General features: G+C 53.7%; 16 protein-coding genes. 8 read left to right on the forward strand and 8 right to left on the reverse strand.

The window, feature by feature from the left end; translation table 11 throughout:
- Positions 1-5: 5 nt before the first annotated feature.
- On the reverse strand, positions 6-593 hold the full coding sequence (locus HF984_RS05265; protein ID WP_168614638.1) for a histidine phosphatase family protein: 588 nt from the start codon (positions 591-593) through the stop codon (positions 6-8).
- A gap of 97 nt (positions 594-690) precedes the next feature.
- Between HF984_RS05265 and HF984_RS05270 the strand changes: the two genes are divergently transcribed.
- Both HF984_RS05270 and HF984_RS05275 read left to right on the forward strand, forming a co-directional pair.
- Positions 691-1,407 carry an HAD family hydrolase gene (locus tag HF984_RS05270; RefSeq protein WP_168614639.1) on the forward strand — a complete coding sequence of 239 codons (717 nt, stop codon included), beginning with the start codon at positions 691-693 and terminating at the stop codon, positions 1,405-1,407.
- A 39-nt stretch (positions 1,408-1,446) separates the two neighbouring features.
- Entirely contained in the window at positions 1,447-2,154 is a 708-nt protein-coding gene (locus tag HF984_RS05275; RefSeq protein ID WP_168614640.1) for a DUF4436 domain-containing protein, read from the forward strand.
- 103 nt (positions 2,155-2,257) lie between these two features.
- Here the strand turns inward: HF984_RS05275 and HF984_RS05280 are convergent, their stop codons facing one another.
- From HF984_RS05280 to HF984_RS05295, 4 genes are all read right to left on the reverse strand, one after another.
- A complete protein-coding gene (locus HF984_RS05280; RefSeq protein WP_168614641.1) occupies positions 2,258-2,932 on the reverse strand; it encodes a methionine ABC transporter permease in 675 nt (224 codons plus the stop codon).
- Positions 2,932-3,987 (reverse strand): methionine ABC transporter ATP-binding protein, encoded by a 1,056-nt coding sequence (locus HF984_RS05285; protein WP_247596473.1) that lies wholly within the window; start codon positions 3,985-3,987, stop codon positions 2,932-2,934. Before HF984_RS05285 ends, HF984_RS05280 begins: the two co-directional genes overlap by 1 nt.
- 177 nt (positions 3,988-4,164) lie before the next feature.
- On the reverse strand, positions 4,165-5,019 hold the full coding sequence (locus HF984_RS05290) for a MetQ/NlpA family ABC transporter substrate-binding protein (protein ID WP_168614642.1): 855 nt from the start codon (positions 5,017-5,019) through the stop codon (positions 4,165-4,167).
- A gap of 330 nt (positions 5,020-5,349) precedes the next feature.
- On the reverse strand, positions 5,350-7,074 hold the full coding sequence (locus tag HF984_RS05295) for a long-chain-fatty-acid--CoA ligase (RefSeq protein ID WP_168614643.1): 1,725 nt from the start codon (positions 7,072-7,074) through the stop codon (positions 5,350-5,352).
- Positions 7,075-7,192: 118 nt separating this feature from the next.
- Between HF984_RS05295 and HF984_RS05300 the strand changes: the two genes are divergently transcribed.
- The 6 genes from HF984_RS05300 (at position 7,193) to HF984_RS05325 (ending at position 12,221) form a co-directional block, all read left to right on the forward strand.
- Positions 7,193-7,339 (forward strand): hypothetical protein, encoded by a 147-nt coding sequence (locus HF984_RS05300; RefSeq protein WP_168614644.1) that lies wholly within the window; start codon positions 7,193-7,195, stop codon positions 7,337-7,339.
- Between the two features lie 6 nt (positions 7,340-7,345).
- The gene (locus HF984_RS05305; protein ID WP_281727783.1) at positions 7,346-7,993 is read left to right on the forward strand and encodes a sugar O-acetyltransferase; all 648 of its coding nucleotides are present in this window, start codon (positions 7,346-7,348) and stop codon (positions 7,991-7,993) included.
- A 7-nt stretch (positions 7,994-8,000) separates the two neighbouring features.
- Positions 8,001-8,873, forward strand: a complete 873-nt coding sequence (locus tag HF984_RS05310) for a hypothetical protein (RefSeq protein ID WP_168614645.1) — start codon at positions 8,001-8,003, stop codon at positions 8,871-8,873.
- Between the two features lie 278 nt (positions 8,874-9,151).
- Complete coding sequence (locus HF984_RS05315; RefSeq protein ID WP_168614646.1) at positions 9,152-9,865, forward strand: response regulator transcription factor; 714 nt, start codon at positions 9,152-9,154, stop codon at positions 9,863-9,865.
- A 44-nt stretch (positions 9,866-9,909) separates the two neighbouring features.
- Positions 9,910-11,187 carry a sensor histidine kinase gene (locus HF984_RS05320; RefSeq protein WP_168614647.1) on the forward strand — a complete coding sequence of 426 codons (1,278 nt, stop codon included), beginning with the start codon at positions 9,910-9,912 and terminating at the stop codon, positions 11,185-11,187.
- A 2-nt stretch (positions 11,188-11,189) separates the two neighbouring features.
- A complete protein-coding gene (locus HF984_RS05325; protein WP_168614648.1) occupies positions 11,190-12,221 on the forward strand; it encodes a hypothetical protein in 1,032 nt (343 codons plus the stop codon).
- A gap of 621 nt (positions 12,222-12,842) precedes the next feature.
- On the opposite strand, the gene HF984_RS05330 is transcribed toward HF984_RS05325, so the two are convergent.
- Genes HF984_RS05330 through HF984_RS05340 form a run of 3 tightly spaced genes read right to left on the reverse strand, consistent with a single transcriptional unit; the run spans position 12,843 to position 16,508 of the window.
- Positions 12,843-14,336, reverse strand: coding sequence for a dihydrolipoamide acetyltransferase family protein (locus tag HF984_RS05330; RefSeq protein ID WP_168614649.1), 1,494 nt, complete (start codon positions 14,334-14,336; stop codon positions 12,843-12,845).
- Between the two features lie 16 nt (positions 14,337-14,352).
- Positions 14,353-15,345 carry an alpha-ketoacid dehydrogenase subunit beta gene (locus HF984_RS05335; protein ID WP_168614698.1) on the reverse strand — a complete coding sequence of 331 codons (993 nt, stop codon included), beginning with the start codon at positions 15,343-15,345 and terminating at the stop codon, positions 14,353-14,355.
- Between the two features lie 11 nt (positions 15,346-15,356).
- Entirely contained in the window at positions 15,357-16,508 is a 1,152-nt protein-coding gene (locus HF984_RS05340) for a thiamine pyrophosphate-dependent dehydrogenase E1 component subunit alpha (RefSeq protein ID WP_168614650.1), read from the reverse strand.
- Between the last annotated feature and the right edge of the window lie 197 nt (positions 16,509-16,705).

The following is a 16,705-nucleotide window of genomic DNA, read 5'->3' on the forward strand; positions in this document are numbered from 1 at the left end:
GTGGCTTATTGACCGTTCAATAGCTGTTTTTTAGATTCTGCGGTGAGCTCAGTGACGCTGGCGTTCGCGGGAACCTCGAAGACCTCACCCACCAGCGAACTCATTGTTTTGGCAATCCACATGCCGTGGGTGACGATAATCAGGTTCTTGTCGCCATGTTGCTCAAGAACCTGACGCAGAGCCTCAAGGTTTCGTTGCACGAAGGCGTCCATCGGCTCAATGTCAGCAAAATTTTCATCCATGTGTTGCCAGTTCTCGGGCGTTACCACCTGCCCTTCAGCCTCGCCAAAGAAGCGCTCCATCAAACCATCATGAGTACCGATGACAGGAAGCTCAAGAGACTCAGCAATAATCTGCCCGGTCTCAGCTGCCCGCGATAACGGCGAGGTGAGAACAGCATCCCACGCAAAATCAGGCTCGCTCTGTGCCCGCATCAGCGCAAAATCACTCAAGTGAGCGGCAGCCTCAGCAGCCTGCTCCCGTCCCGTAGCATTCAAAGGAATATCAGACTGTCCCTGAAAACGATGTTCGAGATTCCAGTTGGTTTGACCGTGACGAATAAATACGTGAGTTTTCTCGTGGAATTGAGGCATACAAGCATTATCGCATTTAAGTTATATCCACCGCATACAGCGCAGAGCGTAACCTATACCTCTATTCTCCTCGCGTAAACATGAAACAATAGAGACTATGTTTGAGCTTTCTACTCCCTCTGACTGGTACCCCACCTGCGCAGTCTTTGATTGCGACGGTGTTCTCCTTGACTCAGAATCCACATGGCAAGAAGTACAAGATGAGTTGTGCGCTCACTATAACGTCACCTTTGACGCAGAAACTGAGGACGCTCTCGTCGGCTCAGCAGCGATTGACTTCGCCAAAACCCTCGCTGAATTTTCTCAGCCCGAAGGTGCCAGCGCCGAAGAGAAAAAAGCTCATGAAAAGAGCGTGATTGACCACGTGTTTGAGGTCGAATCAGAAATGCTCAAGCGCGATATTGACCCTGTCGAAGGTTCACTCGAAACTATTGCTAAGCTATCGCGCATCATTCCGGTGGCAGTTGCTTCTAACTCATCGGGTGAACTCCTGACCCATAAGATGCAGACCTTCGGTTTCGATCAGTACCTCACCACCTGGGTTTCGGCAGATGACGTAAAAAACCCCAAGCCCTCCCCCGATATGTACCTTGAAGCGGTGCGACGCCTGGGCGGAGATCCTCAGTACGCGCTCACCGTTGAAGATTCCAAAGCCGGTGCACGCGCTGCGCAGGGTGCTGGAACTCAGACCATGATTTACGTGGGGCACGGCGAGACCGGTGCGCAAGGTAACGGTATCTTCAGTTCGTTCAACGACCCCGACTTCCAGGCTCAGATTGATGAATGGTTGGAAAAGTCCGAAGCTAACAAGTAGCACCAGGCTACGCTTTTATTTTTCACAAGGAGGTGAAACATGAGCTCTGATAAAGATGCCAACGCCAACCCACGCCCGGCAACTAAGTACGGGTTGCGCTATGAAGATTTGAGCGACGAAGACCGCGAGTTCTTCAGACCTTTCTGGCAAGAGCCAGAACCGCACCCCAACTTTGTAGTACACGATGAGAACCTGGTGCGTGCCCGCGTCCGCATGGCAACGGGGCTCAGTTTCACCCTGGTTCTGGTTGGAATACTGCTCACCCTCGCGCTCGCTGCCTCTCAGCTACCGTTGTTGGCGGGGGCAAGCGTCGTTGTAGCGGGGCTAGGTCTCTTTGGGCTGGTTGCTGTTCGACGACGCTTGTTCGCGTGGTTACGTGTGCCAGGTTCTCCACCGCCTACCAGGAACAAGAAGGCGCGCTGGTTCTGGCTACCCCACACAATCGTCATCATCTCAGTGCTGTGTATGGTGGCAAGCTTTGCGGTGGTTCCCCAGTTTGTAACTCACCTGGATGAGCTACACCAGCGTGCGTGGAGCATTTTCTTCGCCGAATTCGGCTTCTTCGGTCTGTTGGTGGCGGCGCTCATGTATGGCCTGATTGCTCTTGCCGCGTATTCAAAACACGACGATGATGAGCGCATCATGCGTCCTACCGACTACGCCGAGCAGATGCTTGAAAAGGATTTGCGAAAAAGAAGCGGCGATGATTTCTACGATTCAGACTGGATTACCGGCAAACGACGCTAGCTAAGACCTCGTTAATAACAAAGTGACCACGTAACCGTCAAAATCCGCTGCTTTTCGGCAGTATTTTGATGGTTACGTGGTCACTTTGTGTAAGAGGTGTTTTTTATCGGCGCATGACCTTGCGTGCCAGCAGGTTACCGATGAGCTGAACCAGCTGCACCAGCACAATAATGACTGCCACAACAGTCCAGGTAATCATGTCGTTGAAGCGCTGGTAGCCATCGACAAGCGCGAGCTTACCCAAGCCGCCACCGCCGATGTAGCCCGCCATTGCAGACATATCGACAACGCCAATCACCAAGAAGGTGTAACCCAGAATCAGTGGGCCAAGAGCCTCGGGGATCATGACGTTGAAGAGGATGCGTGACTTAGACGCGCCCATTGCGCGGGCAGCTTCTACAACACCCGGGTCAATCGACACCATGTTCTGCTCAACGATGCGAGCAATGGCAAAGACAGCACCAACACACATCGCAAAAATCGCGGCGTTAGTGCCCAAACGGGTGCCGACCACAGCAGAGGTTGCCGGTCCCAGAGCCGCCAGCAAAATGATGAACGGAATGGGGCGAACAACGTTCACCAAGAAGTTCAGAACAATGTTGATGGGACGGTTAGCAAGAATATTGCCCTGACGTGTGGTGTACAGCAAAGCGCCGAGCACCAAGCCGATCAGACCCGCGATGAGCATGGTCATTGAAACCATGAACAGGGTTTCTTGCAACGCCGGAATCAGCTTATTGGGAATGAAGGTATCCCAGTTGACGTCTGAGAGTGACATTAACGAACCACCTGTACTCGGGTTACGGTTTGGAGTTCAGCGACAACAGCATCGATGTTGATGATGTCGCCGATGAGTTCAAGGGTGAGGGTGCCATATGTTTTACCTTGCAGAGTTTCAAGGCCGCCTTGGACGATGTTGAAGCGGACGCGTCGCTCGTTGAGTCGAGAGAGCACCTGACCGAGTCGATCGTTGCCCTCGGTGATTTCAACGTTGATGAGGTAGCCCTTATGACGCTGCTTGAGATCATTTGCTTCTTCACCGGTAGGTGAGGTCTTGACCGTGGTAGCAACAAAGCGCTGAGCTGTTGCGGTTTGCGGGGCTGAGAAGACGTCGTAGACGTTACCGAGTTCGACTACACGGCCCTTCTCCATAACGGCAACGCGGTCGGCAATCGATGAGACAACGTCCATCTCGTGCGTAATGACCACGATAGTGATGCCGAGTTCGTTGTTGACGCGCTTGAGAAGCTCAAGGACCTCTTGAGTGGTTTCGGGGTCAAGCGCTGAGGTTGACTCATCAGCCAGCAAAAGGGTGGGTGAAGTTGCCAGCGCGCGTGCAATACCAACGCGTTGCTTCTGACCGCCGGAAAGCTGATCAGGGTAATTCTTAGCTTTATCAGCAAGACCAACGAACTGCAGCATCTCAGCGACGCGTGCCTTGCGCTTCGCCTTATCCCAGCCAGCTACCTTCAGCGGAAATTCGACGTTGGCAGCTACTGTGCGAGAGTTCATCAGGTTGAACTGCTGAAAGATCATACCGATGTTAGTGCGAGCCTCGCGCAACTGAGATTCGCGCTTGCCGGAGACTTCAAAACCATCAACAATCAGGTTGCCGCTGGTAGTTTCTTCCAAACCGTTGATAAGACGTACAAGGGTTGACTTGCCTGCGCCCGAGTAGCCGATAATCGCAAAAATTTCACCGCGATTGATGGTCATCGATACGTCGTTGACGGCCGTGACCAGGTTTTTTCCGACCTTAAATTCTTTAGTGACGTTTTTGAGCTCAACCATTTCGGTTGCGCCGCGAGAAGCGGTCTGAGGTACTTGGCTCATTTATTACCTTCACATGTGTTGGGGTCTCATAGCGGGCGTACCCGCGCTAGCTTACCTGTATCTCAGCGCGTAAGCCAATGACAGCAAAATGCGGTATCCGGTCAGTCTTTCGCCATGTCAGAAACTGGTATGAAGGCTGTGTTTTCCGGCTACCGCATCATTGCGTAGTTGAAAGAATTAGGAGTTCTTCTTTGATTCTTCGAGCTGCTTTTGGGTATCGCGCAACTCTGAAACGTCGGTGTTTACCTCAACTGCGGTGCCACCGGTGACGTCCTTGACAACGTCCTGAACTTCCTGGGTGTGGTAAAGCTCAACGATCTTCTTGTAGGTTTCGTTGTCTTCATCACCGGAGCGTGAGACGAAGAGGTTGACGTAGGGGCGAGCGGATGCGTTAGCGGGGTCGTCCTGAGCCAAAGCGTCGTTGGGGTTCAGACCAGCGTCCTTGATGAAGTCATTGTTGATGACTGAGCCGTCTACTGACTCCATGGAGATCACGGTCTGGGTTGCGTCAACCGGGGTAACCTTCACCTTTGACTTGTCGGTATCGACGTCGTCAACGGTGGGGGTGTCTTTTTCAGTCTTGAATTCGATGAGGCCGTTTGCCTTCAGCAGCTGCAGTGCGCGAGCTTCGTTCACAGTGTCGTTAGGTATTGCGATTTCGCCGCCCTGAGGAATTGACTCTACGGAGTCATGCTGCTTGGAGAACAGTGCCATCGGGTAGATAACGGTGGGGCCAACAATCTGCAGGTTGTCATCAGCTTCTACGTTGTAGTTTGACAGATATGCGATGTGCTGGAACCAGTTCAGGTCTACTTCGCCGTCTTTGAGAGCGGGGTTGGGCTGGTTGTAGTCGGAGAACTCAACGAGCTCGATGTTAATGCCCTCGTTCTTAGCGACCTCAACGAGCTTGTCGTTAACCTCGTCAGAACCGACAACGCCGATCTTAACGGTTTCTGCTGAATCTGATGAGCCGCAGGCTGTCAGACCGAATGCGAGCGGTACGAGAGCCAAAGTGGCAACAAATTTCTTCACGGCTATGAATCTTTCTGTTGTAAGAAGTGTGAAAATGCGACCACGTTTTCATGCAGATGACACTGATTTTTTTCGTGGCTGACGCAGTATTTTTGTGCGTTCTTCAATTACAACATGAGCACTGGGCTTTCACGATTTTTGAGGAAAACTTAAACTCTTTTTCAGCAACATGGCGTCACCTCGTAACACTTTGTAACACTAACGGATGACGCCAATACAAACTGATAGCGGTTGATACTGAGCTGTGAACCCCACTTATACACAAGTTGCGTGCGGATACCGGGCTGCAGCCCAGCATCCACACGCAACTTTTAGCTAGACGCAGAGAACTTATTTGCTCTTCTCTTGTAACATTTCACGCACCTGACGACGCTGCGTCTTGCCCAGCATGGTGCGGGGTAGATCATCAACAGCGATGTAGCGGCGGGGCACTTTATAACGAGTGACCTTGCTGTACATGTGATCCTTCAAAGCCTGCTCATCAAGCGCGTGGCCGGGAGTCGGAATGATAGCTGCAACGACGTCCTCGCCGCCGCGAGGATTCGCTAAACCAACAACGGCAGCATCGGACACAGAGTCGTGCTGTTTCAGCGCTGTCTCAACCTCGGTGGGCGAAACGTTGAAACCGCCTGTAATAATGACTTCTTTAATGCGGTCAACAACGTAAAGGAATCCGCCCTCGTCCATAGTGACGATATCGCCGGTACGCAACCAGCCACCGTCGATGAGGGTGCTGTGCGTTTCTTCCTCTAGCTTCCAGTAACCCTTGAAACGCTGAGGACCTTTGACGAGCAACTCACCTTCTTCGCCAAGCTCAATGTCCTCCAGCGTCTCGGGGTTAACGATGCGCAAGTCGGTTGAGGGGAACGGTAGGCCGATGGAGCCCGCCTTACGGTTGGTACTCAGCGGGTTGCAGCTCACCAAGGGGCCGCACTCGGTCAGCCCGTAGCCTTCAACCAGGTAGCCACCGCTTTGCTCTTCCCATTCAGCAACGAGTTCCGGCGGAAGGTTCATTGCACCCGATACGGCGTAGTCCACGCCTTTGAGCAGGTGTAGCTGGCCGCGCTCCTTAGCGGTATCAAGGAGTCGACGGTAGACCGGAGGCACTGCAGGCAAAATGGTGGGGGTGTTCTTCTTCATCGCCTTGAGAATCAAATCGATATCCACGGTGGGAAAGAGCACCAGCTTGGCTTGAATAAGCACAGAAATAGTCAGCCCCAGCGTCAAACCGTACGCGTGAAAGAGCGGCAGAACACCGTAAATAATGTCGTTGCCCTTGGGCTGAATCCACGCCTTACCCATTCGAGCGTTAGACTCCAAGTTGCGGTGAGTGAGCATAACACCCTTGGGCTTTCCAGTAGTGCCTGAGGTGTACTGCAAAATCGCAATATCATGAGCCGTCGGGCGGTGGTGGCCGGCATCGATAGGCTGATTTTTCAGCAGGCTCTTCCAGCTAATGGCACCGCGGGATGCCACGCGTCCTTCAAGTTTTTCGCGTGACTCTTTCATGCTCTTGACGGGCATCTTCAGCGCCGTGCGCATCACCAACGGCATGGCTTCGATGAGGTTGACAGAAACCACAGTAGAAGGACGCACGTCGAAGGGTAAATCAAGCACGTTAGCGAGCGCTTTGTCCCAGACGATAGCGACTTTAGCGCCGTGGTCTTCGAACATATGGCGGAGCTCTGCCGCTGTATACAGCGGGTTGTGCTCAACGACCACTGCGCCGAGCCTAAAAGCTGCGTAAAAAGCGACAACGTGTTGCGGGCAGTTGGGAAGGACGATAGCGACGCGGTCGCCGGCTTGAACTCCGGCTTGGCGAAGGCCTTCTGCCACGCGGCGAATCTGGTCGCCGAGCTGACCGTAAGTGGTGGTTGCGCCAAAGAAATCGAGGGCGATGCGGTCGGGGGCGCTTCGCACAGCGTGTTCCATGAGGTGGCTGAGTGAGGTCTCGGGCAGTTGAATATCGCGTTCTACGCCCGGGTTGTAATTCTGAATCCAGGGACGCGTCGAGAGGGGGTACTGAGGTGAAGTATTGTCTTGCGCTGAATGCATGTCTTTGATTGTGCCATAGTCTCAGCGAGCGTGAGAGGCATGTGTGCTTTGCTTTCTTCCCGCAGGCAGGCGTCTCGAGAGGTGTTGTGCGGGACTTATTGCTGACATACTAAGTCTTATGGCTAAAAAGAAATCGCGGGACATCACACCCGAAGAGTTTAGCGAGCTGATGCGGGAGATTATTAAGCGTTTTATGATCGCTGGTCTCGCGGTTGCTGCTTTTGGTTTTTTGATTGTTATCGCGCTGCTGGTGTGGGGAAAGTAGGTACAAATGGTAGAGAATGTTGACCGCAACAAGCCTTCGGTAACCTTTAACAAAATGGTTTCCGGCAAGGCATACCGCCCCGATAAGTACTGTTCTGCGATGACCCGCCGCGGTGAAGATCTGATTCAGGTGTACACCCAACAGTACCGCGAGCGCGATAAAGAAGGTATGAAGAAAACTCTCACCGGTTTGCTTGGCGCAGTGGGCGAGGATGTGACGTTCCGCCCGCCGCTCAACTTTGATTACGGCGTCAACACCTTTATTGGCGATCACTGTTTCTTCAACTACGGCGCCATGATTTTGGACGTCGCTGAGGTGCGCATCGGTGATTTCTTTATGGCAGGGCCTAACGTTCAGTTTTTAACGCCCACTCACCCGCTCAACCCTGAGGACCGTCAGGCGCTGTGGGAGGGCGGCCAGCCCATTACCATTGGCAATAATGTGTGGGCAGGTGGCGGAGTGATTTTCTGCCCGGGCGTCACCGTCGGTGATAACTGTGTGATTGGTGCCGGTTCTGTGGTCACCAAGGATATTCCGGCGCACTCGGTAGCAGTTGGCAACCCCGCCCGCGTCATTAAAACTGTTACCGCCGATGACCGCCCCGCCGCCCCTCACCAGTTCAGCGCTGAGGCACTAGCGCAAGAAGAAGAATAGGATGCCTATGCCCCGTTCACCGCGTTCATCAAGCGATGCAGATATTTGGGACGATATCTTGGCAGATGATGACGAGGCCACGACGGTCCTCAGTTATCAGCCGCAGGAATCTACCGAATTTTCTTCTCAGCAGGAATCTTCTACTGAGCACTTAGCATCCATCAGCGCCGAGCGTCCGATGCGTGCACCGCGTCCGGCAGCTCCAGCATCAGTTCAAGCTGCCCACGAAGAGCAACCGGTTGCCTCTCGACGGGAGAAAAAACGGGGCAGAAAGGCTTCTGAAGAACGTGAGGCCCCCGTTGAGGCACGTACACCGGCCTTCCAGTCGCAGGCGCCCAGGGTGCCTTCACGGTTTGCCAGGATGCAGTTGTGGCCCGGTTTTCTGGGTTTCCTCGCGTCCGCTACAGCGCTGCAGGGTCTTCTCTGGATGTATCAGCTCATCATCCGTGGTGCGAGGTTAGATCATGCCATTTCTGTACCTGTTGCCATAGAACGCGCCCTTACGCAGGACGCGGCTTCCGCCCCCACGCACTGGATTAATTTCGGTGTGCTTCTTGCGCTCTGGGCCTGCGCTTTCGGCCTCGGTGGCTATACAGCGGCCAGGCTTGCCCGCTTTGTTGCTCCCAAACAGGGATTAGCGGTCTTTCTCTGGTTCATTCTTGCCAGTGCGCTCTCTACTATGGTCAGCTTCCTCTGGAAAAATTTGCTGCCGTCCGAGCCCTTTTTCTCGTGGATGCGGTTGGCAGATGCGTCGGTGAGCAACAACGTTTTAGGTCTTTTAGCTATCATTTTCGCAGCACTCGGCGGCGTGTTATTGGGCTCACTTATGGGCAAAAGCTACGGGCAAAAACTTTCTAAAGAAAATTCTGTTTATCACTAAAAGGTCCTTATTACTCAACACGCTTATTTCAAAACCAAATATGATAAAAATCTATTCAAACAGCCCAAAAATTATGCTTTTTGTGTAAACTTTTTGGTCTACTTTGTGGGCTATAACGATAGAATATAGATGCCCTGTAGGCAGTGAGAACATTATTTGCGACCGATTTGGGGGCACATAACAGTGCATCGGTACCTCCATAGATGGTGTTTTCATCGCCCCACCAATTCGCTAACACCGCGTATGAACGGTACGCATAACACCAAGGGGAAAGAGATATGACAGCCACTAAAGTCGCAATTGTTGATGATCACGAAGTAGTTCGCGAAGGACTTCGCGCTGTAGCTCTTCAGCGAGACGACGTTGAGCTCGTTGCCGCCGCACCCACCGTCCTTGATTTGCTGATTGCCCTCGGACGCAACCCCCGTGACCCCGCTGTGGCAGACCTCGGAAAAGTCAAGCGCGAGTGCGATGTCGTCCTGCTCGACCTTTCCCTTCAGGATCGCTCACGCCCCGGTGAAAACGTTGAACTGCTTCAGCAAGCCGGCATTAAGGTTCTTATTTTCAGCATCGGTGAAAACCCCGCACTCATTCGCGAGGCTCTCAAGCAGGGCGCACTCGGCCTTGTCCGCAAGTCAGAACCGCTTGAGCACGCTCTTCACGAGGCTCGAAACATTGCCGACGGCAAGGCTGTTGTCACCAAAGAACTAGCAGCTGCTATCGATTCAGACCCCGAGTTCTCCAAGGCGAACCTTTCTCCTCGTGAGCAGGAAACTCTGCGTCTTTACGCATCAGGCTTTGCACAGGTACAGGTTGCCCGCCGCATGGGCATCAAGCAGTCCGCGGTAAAGACCAACATCGACCGCATCCGCGAAAAATATGCACGCGTTGGACGCCCCGCGCCCACCAAGATTGATCTGCGCATCCGTGCTATCGAAGACGGTCTCGTAGACACCATGGAAGACGTCAAAAGCGCTGAGCGCTACCTCTAATTATTGAGGTAGCCGGATAGCGCCGTTCCCCCACGAGAGAAGAATTGACTACTCATACAGATGTCACTAAGGACTTAGCGCGATCTCTGAATTCTCAGCGAGGTAATCGTAAGAATTTTATTGGTCCGATTACCTTTGAGCTTTTTTGTCGCATTGAAGTTCTGTATGCGGTTTTAGCCCTGGTTATTGTCGTACAGATGGCGGCAACATCGGGTGGTTATGCCGCGTGGTTCAACGTGGTGGGGCTTGTAATGGTGGTTCATGCAACCCTTTTGATGTTTTACGGGTTGCGTAAAAGCTTTTCGCCCAGTTTGATGCGACCGGCGTCCATCTTGACTACCGCCGCCTATCTTTTGTGGCCACTAGCACTTTCGCCCGGGGAATCTCCGTATTCATGGATTTGGGCGCTGGCGCTGTACGGCATGCTTACTCCCCTGACGCTGTACAGCGCTGTGGGGCTGGTATTGCACATTGTAGGTTTCGCGGGGCTGTATACCGCTTCTTTGGTAGTGGCTCACCTTCTCACAGATACACCGTTGCAGGGCGATCTCATGAGTCTCTACCTCGGCTATCTCATTGGTTCCTGCGTGCTTTTGGCGGGCTTTATCGGGCTCATTATCGACTCCGCGCACGACGCTGACACCCTCTACAACGAGACTCTCGGCGCTCAGCTTCGTATGTATCGCACGCGCGATCTTTCGAACCAGCTTCAAGAGTTCGATAAGCTCGTGCACGATAACGTGATGGCAACTTTGTTGGACGCGTCCCGTCAGCAAGGTCCGCTAGCGGAACGTACCAAGCGCCTTGCCGAGCGCGCACTTGGCGTGCTCGATGAGGAAAGCGCGAAAACACAGTTTGAGCTACCGCTGACCTTTCAAGGTCTGACTGAGCAGGTAGCAGAAGGTGTTTCACCCTGGAATAGCCGTTTACGCTTCAATGATATTGAAGTACGCCAAGCATACCCGCCGGCAGACGCCGAATCTGTGCTTCCCTCACCGGCAGCACGAGCCTTCGTTCACGCCGTCACCGAGGCGGTCTCAAACAGTGCCCGCCACTCAGGCACCCGCACCACGCACATCAACCTGCTCACCGAGTACCGCCGTCCTTTCCGCGAAAGTCGCTCCGCAGAACCGCGGTCATTTATTATCTGCACCGTCACCGACCGCGGTGCAGGATTTCAAATGAAAGACATCGACATTCGCCGCATGGGCGTTCGCGTCTCAATGATGCACTCTATGAAAGAAGCAGGCGGCGAAGTACGCATTGAATCGGCTCCGGGCAGAGGAACCAAAGTTACCGTGCAATGGCCGGGAGAAGAATAACCGTGAACGTAAATTTTGACTTTGTTCATAGCAAATACTTCAAATCAGCGATTACCGCTTACGTTCTCACGGTACTCATCACCACCGTTATTTGGTCGTTTTCGCACCCTTTCATTACCCACATTGGTGCTTTTTCGTTCTGGTCATTCACCAGTTTCTCGCTAGCTTTTCTCCTCGCCTTTGCAGAACCCAGTAAACTGCGCCTACCTGAGATCTACGTTCCCGTCATCGCGCTGCTGTCCATGTACAACCTCGAGACCACGCTGGAAGTACTGCCCCACTCTCTCCCGCGCGGTAGCGCTCTCATGGTGGCCCTGCCTATCCAGGCGATCTGTCTGGCTCTTATCTTCCGCAAACGCTCCATCGCGGGGTGGATGGTCTTCCTCTTCATGCTTTTGCAGATTTCGCACTGGTATCAGCCATTCTCGCGTCCTCTCACGGACTTTCTAACGCTGTTCCTGGTTCCCGCCATCGTGCTTGCTACCGCGCACACCATGAACGGTCTTTCAGACTCCGCCTTTCAACAGGCAGAAGAATCTGCACAGCTAATAAAAACCGCGCAGCACGGCCACGAAGAAGAAGAGGGCCTGGGCAACGTCGCATCCCAGCGCGTTGAAGAGGTACGCGCCCTCACCGTCGATATGCTCAAGCGCATAGCTTATGACCCAGCTCCCGTGACTGCCGAAGAGACCAACCAGTTCAGGCTGACCGAGGCGCAGTTGCGCGACACCATTCGTGGACGCCACATTGTCAATAAAGACATTCTTAAAGCTACGTGGGAAGCTCGAAGCCGCGGCACACGCGTCGATATTTTGGACGAGTTAGGCAGCAAGCTACCGGAGTACATTATTCAGCCGCTCACCGAAAGTGCCCTAGAAGTTCTCTCCGTGGCAACAGGCGGAACAGTGACGATTCGAGCCTTCCCGCAGTCCGATCCTATTGCCGTTATGGTTGTCTATGATGGTGGTGTCGATGAAGAGAACCCGATTGCTATTGAAATTGACCGGAATACGGGAAATATCGATCGTTTCTAAGAAAAACTTTTTCAGAGTGACCCACAAAGAAAACCCTAGTCAAAGCCATTATTCAACCTCTAAAGGGTGGTATTTAACCCCGTGTAAACAGGTATGGGGACATACTTTTATTTTCAACTAAGGCACAATAGTAAGAGTTCAAGGGAACACGAGTCGGGGGACTCTTTGTGTTGTTCTAGTGATGTTGGGGGACGGATCTAGAACCGTAGCTCTTGAACGTAAGATATTTGCAACCGCAACCTTTGTGCGAAATTTCGCCAAAGAGTGCTACGAGCTTGGGGAAGTTTCGTGCACATTGCGGATTGCACCTTTATCTTCAAATGAAGGCTCTCATGATGAGAGCCTTCATTTTTTATATCTAAATGCTGTCACGATGCCGCATAGAAAGCCTCAGACTCTTTTTCGCGCGCCGCATAGCTACCCGTCAAGTTTCTACTCACCTTTTGCTCTCACCGGGGAGGAGCCGGAGCCGGAAAGACAAGTGCAGTGCGCTTATGCCCCGCTGAAAGGCTCTCCTTTTCGTGGAGAAAGAGAATTCTAGAAAAATAAAAGGCGCCCTTACCTGCGCTCTTGTTCAAGAGGCAGATAGGGACGCATCGGCAACACGTTGTGGAAGGGTCGTTACATATCCAACAGTAAAGCGGGCTCTTCGAGAATCGCCGCGACATCCGCCATGAAGCGCGCCGACAGATCGCCGTCTACAGCACGGTGGTCGAACGAACCACCCAGAGTGGTCACCCAGCGTGGGATAACTTCACCATCAACAACCCAGGGCTTCTGTTTGATGGTGCCGAACGCCAGAATGCCGACCTCACCGGGGTTCAAGATCGGGGTACCGGTATCGATACCCAGCACACCGATGTTGGTAATGGTGAATGTGCCGCCAGACATATCGGAGGGTTGAGTCTTGCCTTCGCGTGCAGTGGCAGTCAGATCGTTGAGCGCTACCGCAAGCTCGCGCAATGTAAGATCCTGAGCGTTCTTGATGTTAGGCACCAGCAAGCCGCGCGGTGTTGCAGCCGCGATACCCAGGTTCATGTAGTGCTTAATCAGAATCTCTGAGTCAGTCCACGTAGCGTTAACCTGCGGGTTTCGGGCAGCCGCGTAGATGACTGCCTTTGCAAGAATCAGTAGCGGAGTGACTTTCACGCCTTCGTACTTGGGTGACTTCTTGAGACGCTTGACGAACTCCATGGTGCGGGTGGCATCAACATCAACAAAGATTGAGACGTGCGGTGCGGTAAACGCTGACTGCGACATAGCGCGGGCAGTCGCCTTACGCACGCCCTTTACCTTGATACGCTCGATGCGGTCATCGCCGATGCTCTCAGCGTTCCAGAAATCGCCGTCTTCGCTGTGCGCGGTGGTCTCAGCAATATGAGCCACGTAGTTCATCAGGTCTTGCTTGGTGACCTGCCCGTTATCGCCAGTCGGTTTTACGTCGGCAAGATCAACGCCCAAATCCTGCGCCGCTTTGCGCACAGGAGGTTTTGCGAGAGTGGGGCGGTGCGGAATCGAACCGGTAGGCTCCCCCGCTACCTCGTTGCGACCGTTGGCGGGCATCCGACGGATAGCTTCGCGTCCTTCTTCAACTAACTTGGTGGCACGGCCCTGCAGTTCTTGCCAGTTGGGCAGACTGCCCTTGAGCAGGCCCTTCTTCTCGCCCGGTTGCGCAGGCTGAGGGGCGCGTTCAGGTTCTTGCGGTGCAGGACGCGGCGCAGGCGCGGGACGCTTGCGCGCGCGACGCTTGACGGAGTCAGCTTTAGGCCCTGAGCCAACGAGTGCTTGCGGTGCGGGCTCATCATCAGGTTCAGCTTCGTCTTCTGCTGCCTCAGATGGAACGCGCGTCCGCTGCTTGTGGTCATCGCCGCTCTCATCGCCACCGGAAATCGCGATGATGGGGGTGCCGGTTTCTACGGTTTCGCCCTCTGCCACCAGCAGTGATTCTACGGTGCCTGAATACGGGGAAGGTAGCTCGACCACTGACTTTGCGGTTTCGATTTCTACAATGACATCGTTGACCTCAACGCTGTCACCCTCAGCAACTTTCCAGGAGAGAATATCGGCTTCGGTGAGGCCTTCACCGACATCGGGTAGCTCAAAAATTTGTGACATCTTTTCTCTTACCTCTTTAGTAGGTGAATGAACGTTCGATGGCTTCGAGAATACGGTCAATGCCCGGCACATATTCTTCTTCGACCTTGGCAACGGGGTACGGCATATGGAAGCCACCCACGCGGAGCACCGGAGCTTCGAGGGAGTAGAAGCAACGCTCGGTGATGCTGGCAGAGAGTTCGCCGCCCATGCCGCCGAAGGTGGGTGCCTCGTGGGCGATGACCAGGCGTCCTGTCTTGTTCACGGATTCAGCCACGGTCTCAACATCTAGCGGTGAGATAGATCGAAGGTCGATAACTTCTACGCTGTAGCCACCTTCTTGAGCAGCCTGCGCAGCGGCCAAAGCTACCGGCACCAGTGCTCCGTAGGTGGCGATGGTGAGGTCTTTACCCGCGCGCACCACTTCAGCGGTAAAGGGATCAAAGTTGGTGTGCCCAAAGTTGACGGCGCCCTTCATCCAGTAGCGACGCTTGGGTTCGAAGAAGATGACGGGGTCGGGTGACTCAATGCTTTTACGCAAGCCCCAGTAGGCGTCGTGCGGTGAGGACGCGGTTACAACGCGCAAACCCGGAGTATGGGCAAAGAGAGCCTCGGGTGACTCGGAGTGGTGCTCAACAGAGCCAATCACGCCGCCAAAGGGAATACGAATGGTCACGGGCACTTCAAAATTCTTACCCGTGCGTCCGTGCATTTTAGACAGCTGCGAGGTGATCTGGTTGAAGGCGGGAAAAACAAAACCGTCGAACTGAATTTCAGGTACAGGACGGTAACCCTTCATCGCAAGACCGATGGAGGTGCCGATAATACCGGCCTCACCTAAAGGTGAGTCCATCACGCGCTTTTCACCAAATTCAGCGCTCAGCCCCTCGGTCACGCGAAAGACGCCGCCGAGCTTGCCGATGTCCTCACCCATCAGCACAACCTTGTTGCTCTCGCTCATGGCATCGCGAAGCGCGCGATTGATAGCTTTAGCCATCGTCAGGGTTTCAACGGCGGGAGCTTCATTCATTTCAGTTGTCATTAGTTCTGCTCCTCAAAGCCTTCTTGGTATTCCTGGAACCACTGCGCTTCTTCTTGAACCAGCGGATGCGCCGACGCGTATACGCGCTCAAAGAAATCTTCAAAACGGGGGTTCTGCAGGTTAAGAGCACTGTTGCGAACGGATGCGCCGTATTCTTTGACCTCTGCCATGAGTTCTTCGAAGAAAGAATCCGGTGTGCCTTGCGCACGCAGATACTTTTCCAGGCGTCCGATGGGCTCGTGAAGAGTGCGGCTCTCAAGTTCCTCGTTGGTGCGGTACTTGGTGGGATCATCCGCGGTGGTGTGAGCACCTAGACGGTAGGTTTCTGCTTCAATCAGCACGGGGCCTTCGCCCGCACGAATTTTCTCTAGGGCGTAGCGAGTTGCTGCTACAACGGCCAAGATGTCGTTGCCGTCCACTCGCAGGCCTTCAAAACCGTAGCCGGCTGCGCGGGTAGCGATAGGCACGCGAGACTGTGTAGAGAACGGCACAGAGATAGCCCATTGGTTGTTCTGAACAAAGAAGAGCACCGGTGCGTTATAGGATGCGGCAAACACCATTGACTCGTGAACTTCGCCTTCGGTGGATGAGCCATCGCCGAAGTACGCCAGCACGGCGGGTTTTTCATCGCTGTTCGGGTCGCGTTCATTACCGAAATCAGCGTCGAAGTTCAAGCCCATGGCATAGCCGGTTGCATGCGGAACCTGCGCCGCGAGCACCAGCGTGTAAGCCTGAAAGTTATGGTCTTGGGGCTTCCAGCCGCAGGTATTAACACCGCGGAACAGCGCCAGCAGTTCGCCGGGATCGATACCGCGGCTAATGGCAACACCGTGTTCGCGGTATGAAGGAAAAATAAAGTCTTCGGGGCGAGTAGCAAATGCAGAACCCACCTGCGCAGCTTCCTGACCCTTGCACGGTGCCCACAGGGCAAGCTGTCCCTGACGCTGAAGTGCTGTTGCTTCATCGTCAAAACGGCGGGTGAGCATCATGGTGCGGTACACCTGTTGCAGAGTTTCACGATCTATATCTTCTACGTAAGGGCTGAACTTATCATCGTGCTGAAGCTGTGCTTCTTCGTTGAGAAGCTGTAACCGAGCGGGGATTCCCCACGGGTTAGATGGCACCTCAACGGTTGTTTGTTGCTCGGGCATAAACCCTCCGTATAGATATAAATTTTATAGGCGCAAAAGACGCGGTGACGCGCTACGACAGGTGCGTTCGCGGGAGTACTGGCGCTTTTGCAGATGTTTCTCTTTTAAAAAAATTAGCCTATCTTTTCAAAAATAGCGATATCCGCCCCGGCGAGGTTACCCACATCATAGAATGGGCTCCTTGCCGGGGCGAAAGT

The sequence above is a fragment of the Rothia terrae genome, assembly GCF_012396615.1.
GTDB classification, from domain to species: domain Bacteria; phylum Actinomycetota; class Actinomycetes; order Actinomycetales; family Micrococcaceae; genus Rothia; species Rothia terrae.